The 18,324-nt window shown below is 44.6% G+C and carries 20 protein-coding genes and 1 tRNA gene; 11 read left to right on the top strand and 10 right to left on the bottom strand.

What is annotated here, in order from left to right; genetic code table 11:
* The 3 genes from ACWQ4X_RS17945 to hisA form a co-directional block, all read left to right on the top strand.
* Positions 1-488, top strand: a 488-nt coding sequence (locus ACWQ4X_RS17945) for a hypothetical protein (RefSeq protein WP_457904555.1), incomplete at its 5' end; no start/stop codon positions are given.
* A 67-nt stretch (positions 489-555) separates the two neighbouring features.
* The gene (locus ACWQ4X_RS17940) at positions 556-1,188 is read left to right on the top strand and encodes a 3'-5' exonuclease (RefSeq protein ID WP_457904554.1); all 633 of its coding nucleotides are present in this window, start codon (positions 556-558) and stop codon (positions 1,186-1,188) included.
* A gap of 85 nt (positions 1,189-1,273) precedes the next feature.
* The gene (hisA, locus tag ACWQ4X_RS17935) at positions 1,274-2,005 is read left to right on the top strand and encodes a 1-(5-phosphoribosyl)-5-[(5-phosphoribosylamino)methylideneamino]imidazole-4-carboxamide isomerase (protein ID WP_100241260.1); all 732 of its coding nucleotides are present in this window, start codon (positions 1,274-1,276) and stop codon (positions 2,003-2,005) included.
* A 67-nt stretch (positions 2,006-2,072) separates the two neighbouring features.
* Here the strand turns inward: hisA and ACWQ4X_RS17930 are convergent, their stop codons facing one another.
* Complete coding sequence (locus ACWQ4X_RS17930) at positions 2,073-2,621, bottom strand: helix-turn-helix domain-containing protein (protein WP_100241259.1); 549 nt, start codon at positions 2,619-2,621, stop codon at positions 2,073-2,075.
* 95 nt (positions 2,622-2,716) lie between these two features.
* Between ACWQ4X_RS17930 and ACWQ4X_RS17925 the strand changes: the two genes are divergently transcribed.
* A complete protein-coding gene (locus tag ACWQ4X_RS17925) occupies positions 2,717-3,616 on the top strand; it encodes a DMT family transporter (RefSeq protein WP_457904553.1) in 900 nt (299 codons plus the stop codon).
* Positions 3,617-3,672: 56 nt separating this feature from the next.
* Here the strand turns inward: ACWQ4X_RS17925 and ACWQ4X_RS17920 are convergent, their stop codons facing one another.
* Positions 3,673-5,085 (bottom strand): NAD(P)/FAD-dependent oxidoreductase, encoded by a 1,413-nt coding sequence (locus ACWQ4X_RS17920; protein ID WP_457904552.1) that lies wholly within the window; start codon positions 5,083-5,085, stop codon positions 3,673-3,675.
* Positions 5,086-5,121: 36 nt separating this feature from the next.
* Entirely contained in the window at positions 5,122-6,453 is a 1,332-nt protein-coding gene (locus ACWQ4X_RS17915; protein ID WP_457904551.1) for an APC family permease, read from the bottom strand.
* A 98-nt stretch (positions 6,454-6,551) separates the two neighbouring features.
* Here ACWQ4X_RS17915 and ACWQ4X_RS17910 point away from each other — a divergent pair, with 98 nt between their 5' ends.
* Entirely contained in the window at positions 6,552-6,911 is a 360-nt protein-coding gene (locus ACWQ4X_RS17910; RefSeq protein ID WP_100241255.1) for a helix-turn-helix domain-containing protein, read from the top strand.
* 390 nt (positions 6,912-7,301) lie between these two features.
* Here ACWQ4X_RS17910 and ACWQ4X_RS17905 read toward each other — a convergent pair whose 3' ends face one another.
* From ACWQ4X_RS17905 to ACWQ4X_RS17895, 3 genes are read right to left on the bottom strand one after another with little or no spacing between them, the layout of a single operon-like run.
* On the bottom strand, positions 7,302-7,688 hold the full coding sequence (locus ACWQ4X_RS17905; protein WP_457904550.1) for a DUF4870 family protein: 387 nt from the start codon (positions 7,686-7,688) through the stop codon (positions 7,302-7,304).
* 33 nt (positions 7,689-7,721) lie between these two features.
* The gene (locus tag ACWQ4X_RS17900; protein WP_457904549.1) at positions 7,722-8,342 is read right to left on the bottom strand and encodes a DUF1294 domain-containing protein; all 621 of its coding nucleotides are present in this window, start codon (positions 8,340-8,342) and stop codon (positions 7,722-7,724) included.
* Positions 8,343-8,355: 13 nt separating this feature from the next.
* A complete protein-coding gene (locus ACWQ4X_RS17895; protein ID WP_457904548.1) occupies positions 8,356-9,306 on the bottom strand; it encodes a homoserine kinase in 951 nt (316 codons plus the stop codon).
* A gap of 113 nt (positions 9,307-9,419) precedes the next feature.
* On the opposite strand from ACWQ4X_RS17895, the gene hisF reads away from it, so the two are divergent.
* Entirely contained in the window at positions 9,420-10,178 is a 759-nt protein-coding gene (hisF, locus tag ACWQ4X_RS17890) for an imidazole glycerol phosphate synthase subunit HisF (protein WP_100241251.1), read from the top strand.
* 271 nt (positions 10,179-10,449) lie between these two features.
* Here the strand turns inward: hisF and ACWQ4X_RS17885 are convergent, their stop codons facing one another.
* On the bottom strand, positions 10,450-11,106 hold the full coding sequence (locus ACWQ4X_RS17885) for a sterol desaturase family protein (protein WP_457904547.1): 657 nt from the start codon (positions 11,104-11,106) through the stop codon (positions 10,450-10,452).
* A 102-nt stretch (positions 11,107-11,208) separates the two neighbouring features.
* Between ACWQ4X_RS17885 and ACWQ4X_RS17880 the strand changes: the two genes are divergently transcribed.
* Positions 11,209-12,216 (top strand): AraC family transcriptional regulator ligand-binding domain-containing protein, encoded by a 1,008-nt coding sequence (locus ACWQ4X_RS17880; RefSeq protein WP_457904556.1) that lies wholly within the window; start codon positions 11,209-11,211, stop codon positions 12,214-12,216.
* Positions 12,217-12,342: 126 nt separating this feature from the next.
* Positions 12,343-13,032 (top strand): aquaporin Z, encoded by a 690-nt coding sequence (gene aqpZ / locus ACWQ4X_RS17875; protein ID WP_457904546.1) that lies wholly within the window; start codon positions 12,343-12,345, stop codon positions 13,030-13,032.
* Between the two features lie 58 nt (positions 13,033-13,090).
* Here the strand turns inward: aqpZ and ACWQ4X_RS17870 are convergent, their stop codons facing one another.
* Complete coding sequence (locus tag ACWQ4X_RS17870; protein ID WP_457904545.1) at positions 13,091-13,336, bottom strand: hypothetical protein; 246 nt, start codon at positions 13,334-13,336, stop codon at positions 13,091-13,093.
* Between the two features lie 43 nt (positions 13,337-13,379).
* Positions 13,380-14,456, bottom strand: coding sequence for a DNA/RNA non-specific endonuclease (locus tag ACWQ4X_RS17865; RefSeq protein ID WP_457904544.1), 1,077 nt, complete (start codon positions 14,454-14,456; stop codon positions 13,380-13,382).
* Positions 14,457-14,706: 250 nt separating this feature from the next.
* On the opposite strand from ACWQ4X_RS17865, the gene ACWQ4X_RS17860 reads away from it, so the two are divergent.
* Positions 14,707-15,150, top strand: a complete 444-nt coding sequence (locus tag ACWQ4X_RS17860; RefSeq protein ID WP_457904543.1) for a hypothetical protein — start codon at positions 14,707-14,709, stop codon at positions 15,148-15,150.
* Between the two features lie 88 nt (positions 15,151-15,238).
* Here the strand turns inward: ACWQ4X_RS17860 and ACWQ4X_RS17855 are convergent, their stop codons facing one another.
* A complete protein-coding gene (locus ACWQ4X_RS17855; protein ID WP_374531742.1) occupies positions 15,239-17,116 on the bottom strand; it encodes a potassium transporter Kup in 1,878 nt (625 codons plus the stop codon).
* A 123-nt stretch (positions 17,117-17,239) separates the two neighbouring features.
* Between ACWQ4X_RS17855 and ACWQ4X_RS17850 the strand changes: the two genes are divergently transcribed.
* Together ACWQ4X_RS17850 and ACWQ4X_RS17845 are read left to right on the top strand one after the other, a co-directional pair.
* Positions 17,240-17,330, top strand: a tRNA-Ser gene (locus ACWQ4X_RS17850).
* A 180-nt stretch (positions 17,331-17,510) separates the two neighbouring features.
* A partial coding sequence (locus tag ACWQ4X_RS17845) for a tyrosine-type recombinase/integrase (RefSeq protein ID WP_457904542.1) occupies positions 17,511-18,324 on the top strand: 814 nt, incomplete at its 3' end.

The following is an 18,324-nucleotide window of genomic DNA, read 5'->3' as shown; positions in this document are numbered from 1 at the left end:
TCCCTCGCTCTCATCCGACCACACAAAAGCTCTTAGAAGTTACTCAAGTTTTTGAACACTACCTTGATGATATCAACTCGCAAATACATCAGCTCTCAAGCAATGAAGTCCTTCTTATTATTGCAAATGGTCTTGAGCAAATCGGATTCAAAGTTGAGAAAAGTAAATCTACTGAAGACAAAATACCTGTTCCTGTACTATATGGATACAACAATCAAGCGTCTAAAAGTTTCCTAGCCGATGCAATTCACTTCGAACAAAAAATTGTAATAGAAGTAGAAGCAGGTAGAGCTGTAGTCAATAATCAATTTCTAAAAGATATTTTCCAAGCCAGTATGATGGTTGATATCGATTACCTTGTTTTGGCAGTTAGAAATACATATAGAAATTCAAATGATTTTCAAAAAATTTATCAATTCTTGGACACACTATATACATCTCAAAGAATCCAGCTACCTCTAAAAGGCATATTAGTCATCGGCTATTAGACCCAAATACTTTTGCCAATCAATCTCAAAGGCTATAGGCTAAGCTATCATATTAGGCTCTTATTCTATGGATAAGCTAAATCCCCCCTTAATCCCAAGCAAAGAACAAATTCAACAACTACCTCTTTTTCAAAATTTAGCGCCTGAACAGATTCAACTGGTGTCCAACTTGGCGCAATGTCATGCCTTACAAGAGGAATTGTTTGCAGCACCTTTGTTGGGTTTTGATTCCGAATCCAAACCCACGTTTCGTAAAGGTGAAGTTGCCACAGGTCCGCATGTCATTCAATTGGCAACCGCAGAGCAAGCCTATATCTTCCAGATTAACCCTGCCATTCTGGATTTTCTGACCCCAATTTTTGAAAGCCCCACACAACTGAAAGTGGGTTTTGGACTGAAAAATGATGCGCATCTGTTCCGCAAAAAAGGCATTCATTTCAATCAGGTGCTCGATCTCTCCAAAGCCTTTCATGCCTTTGGCATAACTACGCCTGTCGGGGTGAAAAATGCTATGGCCTTACTGTTTCAGGTCAATTTCCCGAAAAGCAAAAGTGTCAGCACCTCCAACTGGAGCAAATTTCCCTTAAGTCCGGCACAAATCCAATATGCAGCTGCCGATGCCTATGCCCCCGTGCTGATTTATCAAGAATTACTTCGTTTAGGCATTACTTTACCTGCCGCACAACATAGAACGAAATAAAAGCAATAACTTGCTTAGATATTTGCCAATACTTTGCTAAGATTGCGGCGAATAAATTTTAAAAGATCGGGTAAGGAGCGAAAGCATGCTGATCATCCCTGCAATTGACCTGAAAGATGGCAAATGTGTGCGTTTAAAACAAGGCCGTATGGAAGACGATACCGTATTTTCTGATGACCCTGTAGCAACTGCACAGCATTGGGTGAATGAAGGCGCACGCCGCTTACATTTGGTCGATTTGAATGGTGCTTTCGCAGGTACACCCATTCATAAACCTGTGGTCGAAGCGATTGCCAAAGCACAACCTGAATTGCCAATTCAAATTGGCGGTGGGATCCGTTCACTCGAAACGATTGAACACTACCTTGATGCAGGCGTGTCTTTTGTGATTATTGGCACCAAAGCTGTAAAAGAACCTGAGTTTGTCGAAGAAGCATGTAAGAAATTCGCTGGTCGTATCATTGTTGGGATCGATGCCATGAACGGCATGGTCGCAACCGATGGCTGGGCGAACGTAACTGACGTTAAAGCAACCGATTTGGCAAAACGTTTTGCTGATGCAGGCGTATCCAGCATTGTATACACCGATATTGCGCGTGATGGCATGATGCAAGGGGTTAACGTCGAGCAAACCGTACACTTGGCACAATACTCAGGCTTGCCTGTGATTGCCTCTGGTGGCGTAACCAACTTAGATGACGTGCGTAACCTGAAAGGTCAACCAGGTATTCTAGGTGCAATTACAGGTCGTGCAATTTATGAAGGTTCATTGAACTTGCGTGAAGCACAATTGTTATTGGATCAGCAAGCGCTCTAAGTCCAAGCACTAAAAAAGAGGTCAAATGACCTCTTTTTTTATGCAGTAAATATTCGATTCATTCCATTTAGTAAATTGCATTACGAATAAATTTCAGAGGAATAGCCGCCTGATTGATATAGCGGTATTCCATGCTACTTGCATACACAATCGATTCGCCTGCGCGCAGCACTTTCATTTCGCCTGCCAAATCGAGGGTCAATTCACCTTCAATCACATACAACATCTCGCGCCAGCCTTCTGGGTCCGGTTCAGCACAATACTGTTCATTCGGTGCGAGCGTCCAGGTCCAGAGTTCCACTTTTTTACTGGCCGATGCCGAAGCCAACAGCTTTGCCTCACTGTGCTCTTGCGTACCCTGCCAAGCCAAGGCATTGACCACTGCTTGCCCTTGCTGTTCAGGGGCTGCAATCATCTGGGCGAAATCGACTTCCAGCACATCGGCAATCAAGCTGAGTTTTGCCAGACTGATATTGTCCTGTCCTGTCTCGACCCCTGCCACCATGCGACGACTTAGACCAGCCAAATCTGCCAATTGCTGCTGGCTCAAGCCCCTGAGATTGCGATAATGGCGCACATTTTGACTGACATATTGTAAAACTGAGGGATGCTTCATACAGGTTTTTCAAGAAAACATTGAGCAGTATATTGCACAAAAAATAAAAGCATGGCAAGCTATGTGCAATATACTGCACAATACTAAAACCCACTATGTTCACTCAATCGCTCGGCAGCAAAGCGCCTGTGATCGCCCTGATTTTAATTACCTTTATTTGGGGCGGTACCTTTTTGACGGTTAAATACGCCTTAAATTTTAGTTCACCGATGTTTTTTGTCGGACTGCGTTTTGCCTGTGCCGCGACCCTAATCGGCTTGCTGTCCTTCAAACAGTTAAAACACATCACTCGTCAGGATCTTTGGGCTGGGTTTATCATTGGCTGTATGTTGACCATTGGTTATGGCACACAAACGGTCGGCTTAAAGACCATCAGCAGCAGTGAATCGGCATTTTTAACCGCGCTGTATGTGCCGCTGGTACCAGTATTGTTGTGGCTGATCTTCCGCAAAACCCCACATTTCATGATCTGGATTGGCGCGTGCTGTGCCTTTCTCGGTTTGGTGTTACTCACAGGCAACGGTTTCCAAGCCATTTCACTTAACTTCGGTCAAGTGGTGACTTTGTTGGGAGCGATTGGCATTGCACTGGAAATCATTCTGATTGGTTATTTTGCACCTAAAGTCAATTTGGCCCGTGTCACCGTGATTCAACTGGCAGTCGGTTCAATCCTGTCTTTTGCGGCAATGCCGTTGGTGGGCGAGCATCAAATTCCAGCCTTCTCATGGCCACTGGTCAGCATCGCTTTTGCCTTGGGACTTGCCAGCGCCATGATTCAATTCGTGATGAACTGGGCGCAGCGTTCGGTCAATCCTTCTCAGGCTGCAATTATTTATGCAGGCGAGCCTGTTTGGGCGGCATTGTTTGGTCGTCTGGCTGGGGAACGTTTAGCGCCACTGGCTTTACTGGGCGGCATACTGGTGGTGTTTGGCATTCTGATCAGTGAGTGGAAACCTAAGCTGCTGAAATCAAAAAAACAAGCAGAGCAACTCTAATTTCAAAAAAATGAAGTCGCCTTAAACTCAGGCGACTTCGTCATGTGGGTTGATAATTAGAACGACACCATTTTGCCCGGATTCACCATCGCCCCTAGACTATAGGCACTTTTCGCCATCGGAATCACCACTGGGGCTAAGGCACGACCGAACAGAATATCTTGATGCTGAATGCTGGTCAGCATCTGAAAATCATCCCCCTGACCACAAAAATCATCGGCAATGGCTCTACCAATCCGGACCGTTTGTGCCACGCCATGCCCGCTCCAGCCTTGTACTGCATAAATTGGATATTTATCGCCAAACTTGCGACTATCCGCAGCACCATTCATGGTGAGATCGGTTGTGCCACTCCAGACAAAGTCTAATGCTACATTTTGCAGTTGCGGGAACACATGCTGAATCCGTCCCAATAAATATTGATGGGTCTTTTCTGGGGTCCAGCAAGAACCAGTGCCTTCCCCTCCAAACAACAAACGGTTTTGGGATACGCCGCGGTAATAGTCAATTTGGAATTGGGTGTCGTACACAGGCGTATCTGACGGCAACAACGCCTTCAAATCCACTTCTAACGGTGCTGTGGTACACACATAGGTATAAAACGGAATGGTGGTTTGGTTATGCTGTTCTAGCAGTTTGAACGAGGCATGATGCACCGCCATGACCACACTCTTACGCGCCTTAATCACCCCAGCGGGAGTCGTCACATAAATACCATCATCACGTTCCTGCACCGAAAGCACTTCGGTTTGCTCGTAGATCTTGCCGCCATTCTGGCAGAAGCCATAAGCCAAACCACGATTCAAGGCCAAAGGATGAATCTGCCCGCCTAAGCTGTCCAGCAAGCCACCAAAATAATTGTCGGAGTTCACATGTTGCATCAGCTCGTGTTTGCCTACCACACGGGTATGATCTTCACCTAAATATTTACGTGCATCTGCACCTTGGGTGAGTGCCACCAAATGCCCTTCGTGTACCGCTGCGGTAATATGTCCCTGCTTGCGCTGTAAATCGAGCGCATAACGCGCTGCAATGTCATCAATTAGCGACATGGCTTCGGTCGAAGTAAAGTGCCACAGACGCTTGGCATCTTCATAACCGAAATGGCGAATCATTTCTTCGGCTTCCCAACGCGCCAAACCGGGGGTGAGTTGACCGCCATTGCGCCCTGATGCTGCCCCTCCAATCCGATTTTTCTCGACCAGTACGGTGTCTACTCCTTGTTCGGTTAAATGTAGTGCGGTGGATGTACCCAGTAAACCACCACCAATCACCAGCACATCACAAACGATATCGGCATTCAGCGCATCGAAATGATGCCAATCCTGTAAGGAACTTTCATAATAGTTGGCAGGATGGGGAAACTGTCCACGTGTGTCCGGAATCCAGTTCCACTCTTTGCCACTTTGTGCTTGATGGCTGGCTTTGAATTCCACATCTTCGAGAAATTTTGGCTTATTGATTTGCATATTTACACTCACTTCTTTTAGATTTACACGTCACAATTAATAGGCATTGCCAATTACAATATTTTGCTTTTTCAGTTTCTTATAGATAAAGATCACAATCCCAACGGTCAACCACGCCAGACCAAACAGCAAGGCTGATTTTTCGAGGTTGAACCAGAGGCATAGAATGGCAACCACCGAAATTAACGGTAAGAACAGATTTTTTAATTTATTGTTCCAGCCCTGACGCTGCTTCTCGTGTACATAAAATTTCATAAAGACCGAGAAATTGACTGCGGTAAAGGCAATCAAGGCGCCAAAACTGATCATGCTGACCACGGTTGCCAAATCCAGCACGATAGCCAGCAAGCAGATCACACCAATCCCCAAAACGGCATACAATGGCGTACCCAATTTACTGTGCACCTGCCCCAAAGTGCCTTTATGGAAAATGCCGTCACGTCCCATAATATGCAGTAATCGCGATGCACTGGCATGGGTTGCCAAACCAGAAGCAAAGGTATTCATGATTTGCGCGCACAGGAAAACAGCTTGGAACAATGCCCCACCGACATACATCACAATTTCAGGTAAGGCGGCATCGGGATCTTTGAAGCGGACATTGCTTGGGAAATACAACTGAATAAACCACGAAGCCGTAAAGAAAATTACTCCGCCTATTAACGTGGTATAGATCACCGCACGTGGAATGGTTTTCTTCGGATCTTTGGTTTCATGCGACAAAGTGGTGACTGCATCGAAGCCCAAGAAGGAAAAACAGAGGATCGAAGCACCTGCAATCAACGGCAGAATTTCAGTATTGCCATTGAATAACGGCGCCATAGTGAGTACATGATTATAGCCTTGGTCATGCCCAACACCCTGAATCACCAGATAGACAAACAGCAACATCAATACTATGGGTGCAAAGACAAAAATTAAACTCAAATTCGCCAGCAAATTAATTCGGAAACAGTTAATCAGAGTGACCAAAACGGTAAACAGCACCACCCACGCCCAGTATGGCACTGCCGGAATTACAGCTTCCAAATAAATCCCTGCCAGCAACGCATTAATTAAGGGCAGTAAAATATAGTCCAACAAGGCACACCAGCCGACAAAGAAGCCTGCCTGCGGACCACATGTTTCTGCGGTATAGCTATAAGCCGAACCGGGTTTGTCACTGACCCGACTAAAACGGGCATAACTGATGGCGGTGAGCAGCATGGCAAACAGTGCCAATAAATATGCCAGTGGCACACGACCTTCGGTGACTCCCGAAACAATCCCAAAGGTATCGAACACAGTCATGGGCGTCATATAAGCCACACCAATAATAATGACCTGCCATAAAGACAATGTTCTGAAAGAAACCTCAGTTTTTTTCATTTTGCCACCACTTACATATTTTATTTAACTTAATTCTTTTTTTGCAACAACTATGCCATATAATATAAAAAATCTTATTTTAAAAATGAGACAAGTTAATGCCGAGATACTCCATGGAAGTGCGCAAAGCCGCAATTCAAGCCTATAAAATTACCGACTACAAAGTGGCGGTTTGCAAACAATTTAACATTTCACGGGTCACTTTAGATGCTTGGATCAAGCTTGAAGAAGAAACGGGCGACCTTGTCCCAAAACCGAGTGACAAACGCGGTGCACCCAGTCATATCAAGGATTGGACGGCTTTTCAAACCTTTGTAAAGAAAACAAAATTTCAGAATATTAGTGATTTAGTGCCCTTGTTTGAACAGGAATTTGGCTATAGCGTTTCTTATGCAGTGTTGGTTCGTGCCATCCATGTTTTAGGCTTACGCAGACGTCGTGGGCGCTATTATGCTTAATCTATTTCCAACTTTATTTTAAATAAAATCACTTTATAAATTTAAAAAAATAACTGTACATATATGTAAAGTTAGTTTATTAAAAAGGTAAATTACAATTATTAAAAATGTAATTTTAATAATATAAAAAAGTACATTATAAATATTAAAAAAGTAATTTTAAATTATTAAAAATGTAAGTTATTTATCAAAAAAATGTACATTTGATAAATCCACAATGTAAAGCCAGTTTGCTTAAAGCGTCCAGCTTGAGGCAATTCTTCGACTAGCCATGGTGCATACGGGTTCAGAATTGGGCAAAAAAAGAGTGGCTTTCGCCACTCTTTTCATTCTTCAAAGCCATTCAACAGATCTTAAAATTTCAGTTTTGATCGCTGTATCTTGGAGGGCTTAAATGGGTTGGTTGTCATTTAAGGTGATAATGCCACGGATGGCACGATAGACGATCCAAATCCAAGCAATGGCAATTACGCTGATACAGAAGATGGTACTGCCCAAGGCAACCCCTGCAAACAGGTCTGGATTATCTCCCGTGAAAAACAGGAAAAAGAACGGTACAAAAGCCATCACATTCCAGAATAAATACCACCAGAAACTGCGTATTTGCCAGATAAAGTGGCTCTCGAAAATGGAACCGCGCACATCGTTCAATTTGATGTAGTTAATGATCAAGGCGATCAGTGCCAACAAGCCGCCCGTAAAAATTGCAATGATGTAAAGGACATATAAAACCAGCGTTAAGCTACGATTTGGATCTTGGTCAATGGGTTTATTCATTCTTTTTTCCCCTTTGTGTTGGCAGGCTCTCCTCTAGATTGGCAAGCTATTTAAAGGAGAGATCAGCCATAAAATAAGTAATAGATTTAAAGCTATAGTACAGAAATACACTTTCTTAAAAGGTTGTTTTTGTGTTTTGTGCCGTAATTTTTGCTGTGCCAGCCATGCCGCAGGCCAGCCGCCCAAAAATGCCAGAATATGCAGTGTTTGTTCGGGCACACGGCATCCACCCAATTGTGCGGCTTCTTTATCTTGGGCATAAAACCAGTAGCTGGCCGCATTCATAAGACTGATAAACAACAGTACCAGTCCGCTAAGCAAGCCCAGCATCACCAAAATCGCCAATACAATAAAATAAGCGATGCATGCCAACTGCATCACCGAATGTTTTTGTGGTGTAACAGGTTTGGATTTTGGCTTAGGTCGTTTTGCAGTTTGTGAGGCTTTGAGATAGGTCACTTGCTGGGCACGAAAGCGCCCTTGCCCATCCAACAACACCCCATATTCCAAGGCACAGCCGACAATTGGGCGCGGACCAGGTCGCGCAAAGTCCTTAATATGTAAGAACACACGCTGTTTATTGGCATCATCAGGTTGAATAAAGCCATAGCCTTTATCATCAAACCATTCCACCAAGCGTCCCTGATCTCGCATGCAAGCTTCCTTGTTAACCGTTTACAAATTTTAAGCGTTCAATCAGCATATTACGCATTTCTAAAGGATTTTTCTGCAAAATATCATCGCCTGTACGTCCTTCAGCCGCATTTTTCTGTGCCACTTGTAAACGCATCATCCAGAAACGTCCTGCCGCCATAGCCAAATACAATTCCAGACAGGCTTTTTCATCTTCCGTTAGCGGACGTACAGTTTGATAGGCATTCAGGAACGCAAGCGCTTTTTCTTCATCTAAATGCACCTCTGGATAAGCCGTACAGAAATCATTCAGGGTAATCGCCACATCAAACAACAGCTCGTCTTTGTTTAATTCATAAAAGTCGAGAATGCCCTTGAGCTGCTCACCCTCAAACAAGGTATTGTCACGGAACAGGTCTGAATGGATAAAACCTTTTGGTCGGTTTGGATACACCGCGGTCATGGCATCATACAAACCCAACAATTCATTCAGTAATGCAGTATCCGCAGCATTCAGTGTCGGTTTAATTTCACGCGACACCTGACGCCAGTACTGATGATTACGGTACTGCGCACGTTCCAAAGGAAAATTCTGTAATGCCACATGCATTTTGGCTTGCGCCACCGCAATGGCTTCCACCTGCGCCAAAGAGGCAGGCATCGGGTGTTTACCCATTAAACGTGGGGCAATCTGTGCAGGTTTTTGTTTAATGAAATGAATCGCTTGATCTGCATGTTTTAAGGGTACAGGTACAGGCAAGCCTTGTTGCCCCAAGTGTTCCAGTACAGGCACAATTTCACCTGCACCATGTTCATCCATTTCTTCGAACACGGTTAATACATATTGGCTGTGGTCTTCACAGACCAGAAAATAGTTTGTATTTTGAATACCTCCTTGAATGGGAATCAGGTCAATCACCTCTAATCCATAAGGGGCTGCGAAGTCCTGAACTTCCTTTAAAGTCAAAGTGGTATAAACCGACATAGAAAACCTGCGAAAAATCTTACATAAGTTTGATAGAATACCGTTTCAATCTACCAAGGTGTAGCGCTTGTGTAGGTGAGTTTCATAATCGGCTGTAATTATTGGAAAAAATTATGCTAGCTAAACGTATTATTCCTTGTCTCGACGTCGACAACGGTCGTGTGGTGAAAGGTGTACAATTCCTTGATATTCGTGACGCAGGTGACCCTGTTGAAGTTGCCCGTCGCTATAACGAACAAGGTGCCGATGAAATTACCTTCCTTGATATTACTGCTACACATCATGGACGCGACACCACGTACCGCACAGTAGAACGTATGGCAGAAAGCGTGTTCGTTCCACTGACTGTAGGTGGTGGTGTCCGTAAAGTTGAAGATATCCGTTTATTGCTCAATGCAGGTGCAGATAAAGTCAGTATTAACTCGGCAGCAGTCACCAATCCAGAATTTGTTCAAGAAGCATCGCAACGCTTTGGCGCACAATGTATTGTAGTTGCGATTGATGCGAAAAAAACGGGTGAAAATAAATGGGAAATTTTCACCCACGGTGGTCGTAAACCGACAGGCATTGACGCGATTGAATGGGCTGTGAAAATGGCGGACTACGGCGCAGGTGAATTACTGATTACCTCGATGGATGCCGATGGCACCAAAGCAGGTTATGACCTTGGCTTAATGCGCGCAATTAATGACCGTGTGACCATCCCGACCATTGCGTCTGGTGGCGTCGGTACATTGCAGCACTTGGCCGATGGGATTTTAAAAGGTGGTGCCGATGCAGTATTGGCAGCCTCGATTTTCCACTTTGGTCAGCACACCATTCCTGAAGCCAAGCAATATTTAGCAGCGCAAGGCATCGAGATGCGTCTCTAAACACAACGCATCCATTTTGGTGTTCAAAGGAGTGCTGAATGCGCTCCTTTTTTATTGCCGTCCGTGCTCGCAAAATCAAAGCAAAAAAAAGGAGTCTTGACGACTCCCTATAAACCAAGAAACTCAACAGCCCTTGATTTGGCTCAAATACTTCAACAACTTAAAACGAGATACAGACATTCGTTGCAATGGAAATCAAGTAACGAATACAGGCACTTTAGGCGAGATTTTCCCGCGAGTATTGACCAAAGCCGACAAAATTATTGACCAATTACGACAACTCCGCAGATTGTGCAGCTTCCCCTATTGGTTTATGCTGCGGACTGGCAAGGCCGTGATGGTTTTTTTCAACCCACTGGGCAGGGAAATAACGTTGCGACAGTTGATTCAATCGGCTTGCCATGAATGAGGGTAAGGTCACGCCTAACGGATTCTGCTCTTGTAAATTCTCTGCCGAAATGACTCGAGTACCCAGCACATAATCAAACCACGGTTTGGTCACACACCAGTTGGCATCCTGATTGGAATTCATATGATGATCATAATGCCACGGGATCTTTTTCATCGCCCATTCAGGCTCTAAGTGTGCGCGACGGTGAATATAAAAATAATTGCAAGCACTATATACGGCGGCCGCGGCCATGCCTTTCGAGAGAGGATAAAACAAGGCACTGCTCACCCCCGCGGCGACCAGCAAGGACATCACTTCATTTTTGGTACGCCAATGCGCTAAACCTTCCACATAGCTGTCATCATAAAATTGCTGTTTGCGCACTTCACGGTGATGTTCCCAATGGGATTTCATACTTAAAGGCACAGGGCTATAACGTGGTTTGCCTGCCCGATGAGAGCCATGTAACAAATATTTATGTGCCACCCACTCAAAGCCATTGGCGACCACCAGTCCTGCTAAAAATCCTTTCCACATGTAAATTCTCCTTTTCATGGCTTGAATATAGAAAACTGAATGTGATAAATATTGACCATCAACACGCTTAATATTGACAAATCACGACAACAAAAACAGATGATGCATACCCTGAATGATTACACAGGTTCAGTCTATGGTGGATTGGGGCACCTGCTTTATTGCTACAGCCAAGCCAAAGGACTGACCACTTCGCCACAACTGGAAAAAGTGCAGAATCTAGAGCGCTTTGACTATCGTATTTGGTATACCTTACTGCAAGATTTACAACAGCAAGTGCCTGAGCCTGCACTGGGGCTGGAAATCTCGGCTTTTGTGCAAGCCAAACATTTGGGTATTTTGGCTTATCTGGCACTGGCTTGTGACACGCTCGGGGAAGCCTTAAACCGCTATCATGACTTTCATCGCTTGATTTATGATGGTAGCCCACTACAAGTCGAAAGCCATAGCGACAATTTGTGTATCCGTTGGGGTGAGCTGCCACAGCACCTGACCACCCAACTCACCGATGAGATTGCGATTGCCCTGATGATCCAGTTTTTAAATCAGAATATGGCAGCGAATCCCATTCAACTGCATGAAGTCCATTTTCGTCACGCTGCTCCGAAAAATAGCCGCCTGTATGAGCAGTTTTTTCATTGCAAGGTGCGCTTTTCACAGCCTGCCACGCAGGTCTTGCTGCCGCTTGCCGAATTAAGCAAACCCTTGCAACAAGGGGATCACACCTTACAGCAACTGTTAATGCAACAGGCGCAAGCCTTGTTAAAGCAACTCCCGCATTCGACCCAGCTCGACCACCGCTTGCAGCAATTGATTCTGTCAGGTTTGCAAAAAAACCAGTATCAAGTTGAAGTGGTTGCCCAGCAACTGAATATTTCGGTACGGCAGTTACAACGCTATTTGCAAGCCCAAGGCAGCAGTTATCAGCAGCGTACCCAACAGGTGCGTCAAATGCTGGCAGAACAATATCTCAAAGACCCACACCTGAGTTTGCAGGAAATCGCATTACTTTTAAGTTACTCTGAACAAAGTGCATTTCAGCGCGCCTTCAAATTATGGACAGGGCAAACACCGCAGCAGTTCCGCAAACTATATCTTCAAGCAATATAAGTATTTATAAAAATAAGCACATTTTTTAATCATTTTTACATTGAGTAATCTTAAATTAATCGTTAAAGATAAGACGTAATACTTTAGAACAAAAATTAACCACAATCAAAAACCGTGGAGATGACGATGAATAAATATCTTGCCGAGCTACTTGGCACATTTTGGCTGGTGTTTGGTGGCTGCGGAAGTGCAATTTTTGCCGCAGCATTTCCTGAACTCGGCATTGGTTTTGCGGGTGTCGCACTCGCCTTTGGTCTGACGGTGCTCACGGGCGCTTATGCCTTTGGACATATCTCGGGCGGACATTTCAATCCCGCAGTCAGTATTGGTTTATGGGTCGGTCAGCGTTTCGATGGTAAAGATTTACTGCCTTATCTGGCGGCACAAGTGATTGGTGCGGTGCTGGCGGCTTTTGTGCTGTTCTTGATTTTACAAGGACAAGCCGACTTTGCGGGTACAGGTTCGTTTGCCAGTAACGGTTATGCAGAGCTTTCCCCTGGACACTATGGCTTGCTTTCGGCACTTATCATTGAAGTGGTACTGACTGCATTTTTCCTGATTGTGATTATGGGGGCGACCAACAAACGCGCACCTGCGGGTTTTGCCCCAATTGCGATTGGTCTGGCGCTAACCCTGATTCACCTAATCAGTATTCCTGTCACCAACACCTCGGTCAACCCCGCACGAAGCACTGGGGTGGCACTGTTTGCAGAAACCGCAGCCATGCACCAACTCTGGCTATTCTGGCTGGCTCCCATTGTCGGAGCCGTGATTGGTAGCCTAATCTACAAATTTGTCGCGCAAAGCAAAAGCTGAAATGAAAAAAGCCCGTCGATTTGAACTAGATCGACGGGCTTTGATTGGATCTATCCACTTATAAAAACGGGTTTTCGACTTCCTGAGTTGCCGCATCATTCAACTGTTGCGGCAAATCTGTTTCTGCTTCCAGATGGGTCACAATGGCATTCAGATAGGCTTGCAACACTTTGGCTGCCGCCAAACCAGCCTGATCCTTGGCAATTTGCAAATTGCCATAAATATTGATCCGATCCAGCTGATTTTCTAAGGTCAAATCATGAATCGCATGGGACTCAGTCCCATTTTCAAAAGGTTTAAACATGACCACCTCGGCGCAAATGCGGCAAATGAATGTGTGCTGTTATTTACTTCACCAATTGCAACATATACTGCAACAAGGCTTCAATCAACTGTTTCACAATCGCATCTTGGGTCCCTGCATCTAAACTTGGGACTGAGCTGATGGCTGCCTTGCTACTGCCTGAGCTAAAGCTTTGTTGTGCTGCTTTAATCTGATCTGCAGAGACATCTTCCGCACACTGGCTTTCCGCATCCCAATGTGAATAAGCAATGTCCTGTTTGGCTTTCACTGCATTGGCCGTCAAGGGCAACTGGTAGGTGTTGCGCTTTTGCTCTTCGGTCAACTGCGGGAATAGATTCACCCCAATTTGCTCTTCCAAATAGCAGACGCTGACAATTTTCACCTCTTGTGAATTATTGTTTGGCGCGTAATACACCCCGATGGCACCTGTTTTTGGAATATACACCGCTTTATACACTGCGGTTGGCACCATGACCCCTTGCCCAATCACTTTCAGCGTTTTGCTGGTAAAGGTCGGACCCGTCACCACATACACATCGGTCTGGTGTTTGGTCACAATTGCACGGGTCGCTTCTTCCAGCTTGCGCCAAACTTCCTGATTATTTTTCGGCGCTTGCGGCACCATATTGGCAAGAGAAAAACTGTCAAACTGCGATGTCTTATTCGGCATATCGGCATTTGGTGCCATATGCCCGCGGTCATATCCTGAACCTCGATAATCCGACAAGGTGGCACGATATTGCGCTGGAATCCGCTCCTCTTCATGGAAGCTGTCTTCACGCGGAATTTTCTGGCCCAAGCGCGCAGGGGTTAAGGCTTCAGCCACCCACAGCGGGGTTCGCGACACTCCAGAATACATGACATTGAAGCCATTAAAGCACAAGGCATAGCTCTGCTTTTTCAGGCTTTCTCTATTTAAATACGGAGGTACATCCCGATAAAACTGGTCTAAACAAGCTGAGTTGGATGCACTCGGCAACGACAAGAACTGACTAATCCGCTCTTGCCCAAAGGCAATGGCAAAACTACCTGCTGCAACCACCCCCAACACTACTTTGGAACTGTGCTGATTAAAAAACCATGGAAAGGATTGCTTAGAACTACGTTTTTTACTTGCCATTACTTTATCAAACGACTGATTTTGCAGGAGCTTAACAAAGCCCTTCTGTAGAAGTATATCCAGATATGACTGATCGTTTAACAATTCTACAAAAACATGACATGCCAATGCTACTTGTAACAAATTGTCTGATTTCGTCAGGCTTTTGAATGGCTTATCGATGCAATTCGGTAGATTCGATTGTCAGGTCAATTTTGAATATGCCAAGGTAGATGCACAAATAACGGTAAAAATAAAAGACGGAGTAATGATGTCTTCAAATCATTTAGTTGCTGCAAAAGTTTTGGCCTGTGGTTTATTGATGGGTCTTGTGAATGTTACTGCGTTTGCAGAACCCGCTGTGCAAGCAGGCGAAACCTTAGAAAGCCTGTCACAAGCCAAAATTACAACCAGTATTAATGGACAGCCTGGCTCCATTCAAGAGTTGGTTCAATCTGGACAGGTACGCTTAGTTAACCCTGAGAATAGCTCGGTACAGCCAAGCCCAGCAGCAACAGCGGATCTATCATCAGACGCCTCAACCGCAGCTTCCCCAAGTCAATCCATGTCTTCTGCCTCGCAACTCGACTCTTCCGCAGCACATCCAGTCAATGCCGCAGAGGCTGAAATTCCAAGCAGCGACTTGCCAGAAGCAGAGCAAAATCTGCAATTGCAACCTTTGCCGGCAGAGAGCCAAAACCCGCCTGCACAATAAACGGCGTGGCACTGCCTACATTGAAATAAGCATAAAAAAACCAAGGTCTATGCCTTGGTTTTTTAATCATCTGAAAGAATCAGTTCAATCAGATTTCAATTTGACTCCCCAATTCCACCACGCGGTTGGGCGGAATTTTATAGAAATCGCTGACTGGACTGGTATTGCGCTGCATGGAAATAAACAGCTTTTCACGCCACGGCGCCAAACCATCACCCACAGTACTGATAATACGTTCACGCGATACAAAGAAGCTGATCTGCATGAGGTTATATTCCAGATCAATCGCTTGATAAACGGCTTCAAGTGCTTGTGGAATATTCATCTCATCTTTAAAGCCGTAGAACAATTCCACCCGATAAAAATGCTGATTCAAGCTTTCCACCTTAAAGCGTTCCTGTGCTGGAACATAAGGTACATCCTGAATTTTCACGGTCAAAATGATGTTCTTCTGATGCAGGACCTTGTTGTGTTTCATGTTGTGCAACATGGCATGCGGCACCACCGTTGGAGTACCTGTCAGGAACACGGCCTCACCTTCGACCCAATTCGCCTGATCACCAATACTCTGCACAAATAAGTCTAGCGGAAGCGTATCTTGCTGTAATTTGGCAAAGGTCAGTTCACGACCATCTTTCCATGTCATTAACAGCATGAAGGCGATACCACCAATTAGTAATGGTACCCAACCGCCTGAAAGGACTTTCAGCGATGTCGCGCTCACCAAAACCAAATCTAATACCAAAAATGGCGTGATAAGTAACACCAGTTTCGGCTTGCTCCATTTCCAGGTATAACGAATAAACACCGCAATCAATAAGGTGTCACAGAGCATGGTCATGGTCACGGCCAAACCATAGGCATGGGATAAACGCGAACTGGTTTGGAAGATCAGAATCAGCACAATAATCGCTGCCAACAGCACCCAATTCAGTAAAGGCACATAAATCTGGCCTTGTTCTGAGTCTGAGGTGTGCTTGATGTTCAGACGTGGTAAATAGCCCAATTGAATGGCTTGACGTGCCAATGAAAACACCCCAGAAATCACCGCTTGCGAAGCAATGACCGCTGCCATAGTGGCCAAGAAAATCATCGGATACAGTGCCCATTCAGGCACCAATAAGTAGAACGGATTTTCAATCGCATTCGGGTCACGCAGCAATAATGCCCCTTGCCCTGCATAGTTCAGCAGCAAACACGGTAACACCACAACAAACCATGCCAAACGGATCGGAACAGGACCAAAATGTCCCATATCGGCATAGAGTGCTTCGCCGCCTGTGACGGTTAATACCACCGCACCCATAATGAAAAACGTCATTAATGGATGGTTAATAATAAACTGAATTGCCCAGTGCGGACTCAGCATGCCCAAAACCACAGGGGTCTGAATGATGCTTGAAATTCCCAGTATGCCTAAAGAAAAGAACCACAATAAGGTCAGTGGACCAAAGAACTTTCCAACAAAGGCTGTCCCATGTTTTTGCATCACAAATAGGGTGGTCACAATGGCAATCGCAATCGGCACAATGTACGGATCTAGCGCATCTGTCGCGATGGATAAACCTTCTACCGCCGACAGCACGGAAATGGCAGGCGTAATGATGCCATCGCCAAAGAATAGTGAGGCACCAATAAAGCCGATGGCAATCAGGAGCAGCTTTTTACGGTCACTAAAATTGGTATTGCGCAGGTTCAAAGCAAGCAAGGCCATGATACCGCCTTCACCATTGTTGTCTGCACGCATGACAATCGCGACATACTTAATGGTAATGACCAGTGTCATTGTCCAAAAGATAATCGACAAAATACCCAAGACATTCTCTGGGTTAATCCCCAATCCATGTGCAGCATGGAATGATTCTTTCAATGCATAGAGCGGACTGGTTCCAATATCCCCAAACACAACCCCTAATGCTGCCAAGGTTATCGCAGGCAATGCGGCTTTTTTTGCAGAACTTTGCATATTTTGTCTTCAAAAAGGAACTGTATTTTTGTGCCATATTATCATTAAGAAAAATCTTTTTCTGCAAATCAATTGTTTCTGACTTGGCAGACTGTCTTTTTTTGGCTATTATCGCGCTCCAATGGTGAAGTGTCCGAGTGGCTGAAGGAGCACGCCTGGAAAGTGTGTAAACGTTTATAGCGTTTCGAGGGTTCGAATCCCTCTTTCACCGCCAAATTCAACTCTTATGGAATCTCATAAGGTCTAAAAAAGCTTAAATCTAAAGGGTTTAAGCTTTTTTTACGTCTCATACAATCTACTTGATCTATTGCAAGCTTGATGTAGTTGGGGGTATAACTGGGGGTATAATATTTTATCCCTAAAATTATACCCCCAATTCTGCGGAATTATTGCCATGCTTACAGATGCTCAAGTCAGAAAAATAAAACCTTCAGAAAAGAAAACTAAATACTCTGATGAAAAAGGCATGTATCTAGAGGTCACTCCTTCTGGAGGAATGCATTGGCGAATGAAGTTTCGTTTGAATGGAAAAGAGAATATCTTCAGTATTGGTACATACCCTGAAACTACGCTTGCACAGGCTCGCCGTGCTAGAGATGAAGCACGATTAAAGCTTAAAGATGGGATTAATCCCAATGAAGAGAAAAAGCAAAAGAAACAACAAGTCGATGAAAGCATTCTTTTCAAAGCACTTGCTATGGAATGGATGGAAGATCGTAAGGCTGTCATTAAAGAAGGGACTTACTTACGCGACTTATCTGTATTTGAAAAAGATCTTTTTCCAGCATTAGGACATATGCCTATTGATCAAATCAAAGGGAAAGATGTCCTTGCTTGTGCTAAGCAAATTGAAGCACGTGGTGCTCAGGAGATGGCTAAACGCTCTATACCTTTAGCTGGGCGTATTTTCCGTTATGCAATTCGTAAAGGGTTAATCGATAATGATCCAACCCCTCACCTTCAAGAAGCTCTCAAGCCTCGTAAAGTGAAGCACATGGCTCGCTTAGATATTTCTGAATTCCCACCTTTCTTAGAACGAATGGATCGTTATCACGGTAACATTTTGGTTAAAACTGCCTTACAAGTAATGACTTTAACTTTTGTAAGAACTGCTGAGCTTATTAACATGGAGTGGAATGAGATTGATTTTGAGAATCATTTATGGAGAATTCCAGCCTACAAGATGAAAATGGCTTTACCTCATATCG

This window comes from Acinetobacter sp. NigerLNRRAM0016, assembly GCF_054112845.1.
This window is presented reverse-complemented; position numbering and strand designations above follow the sequence as displayed.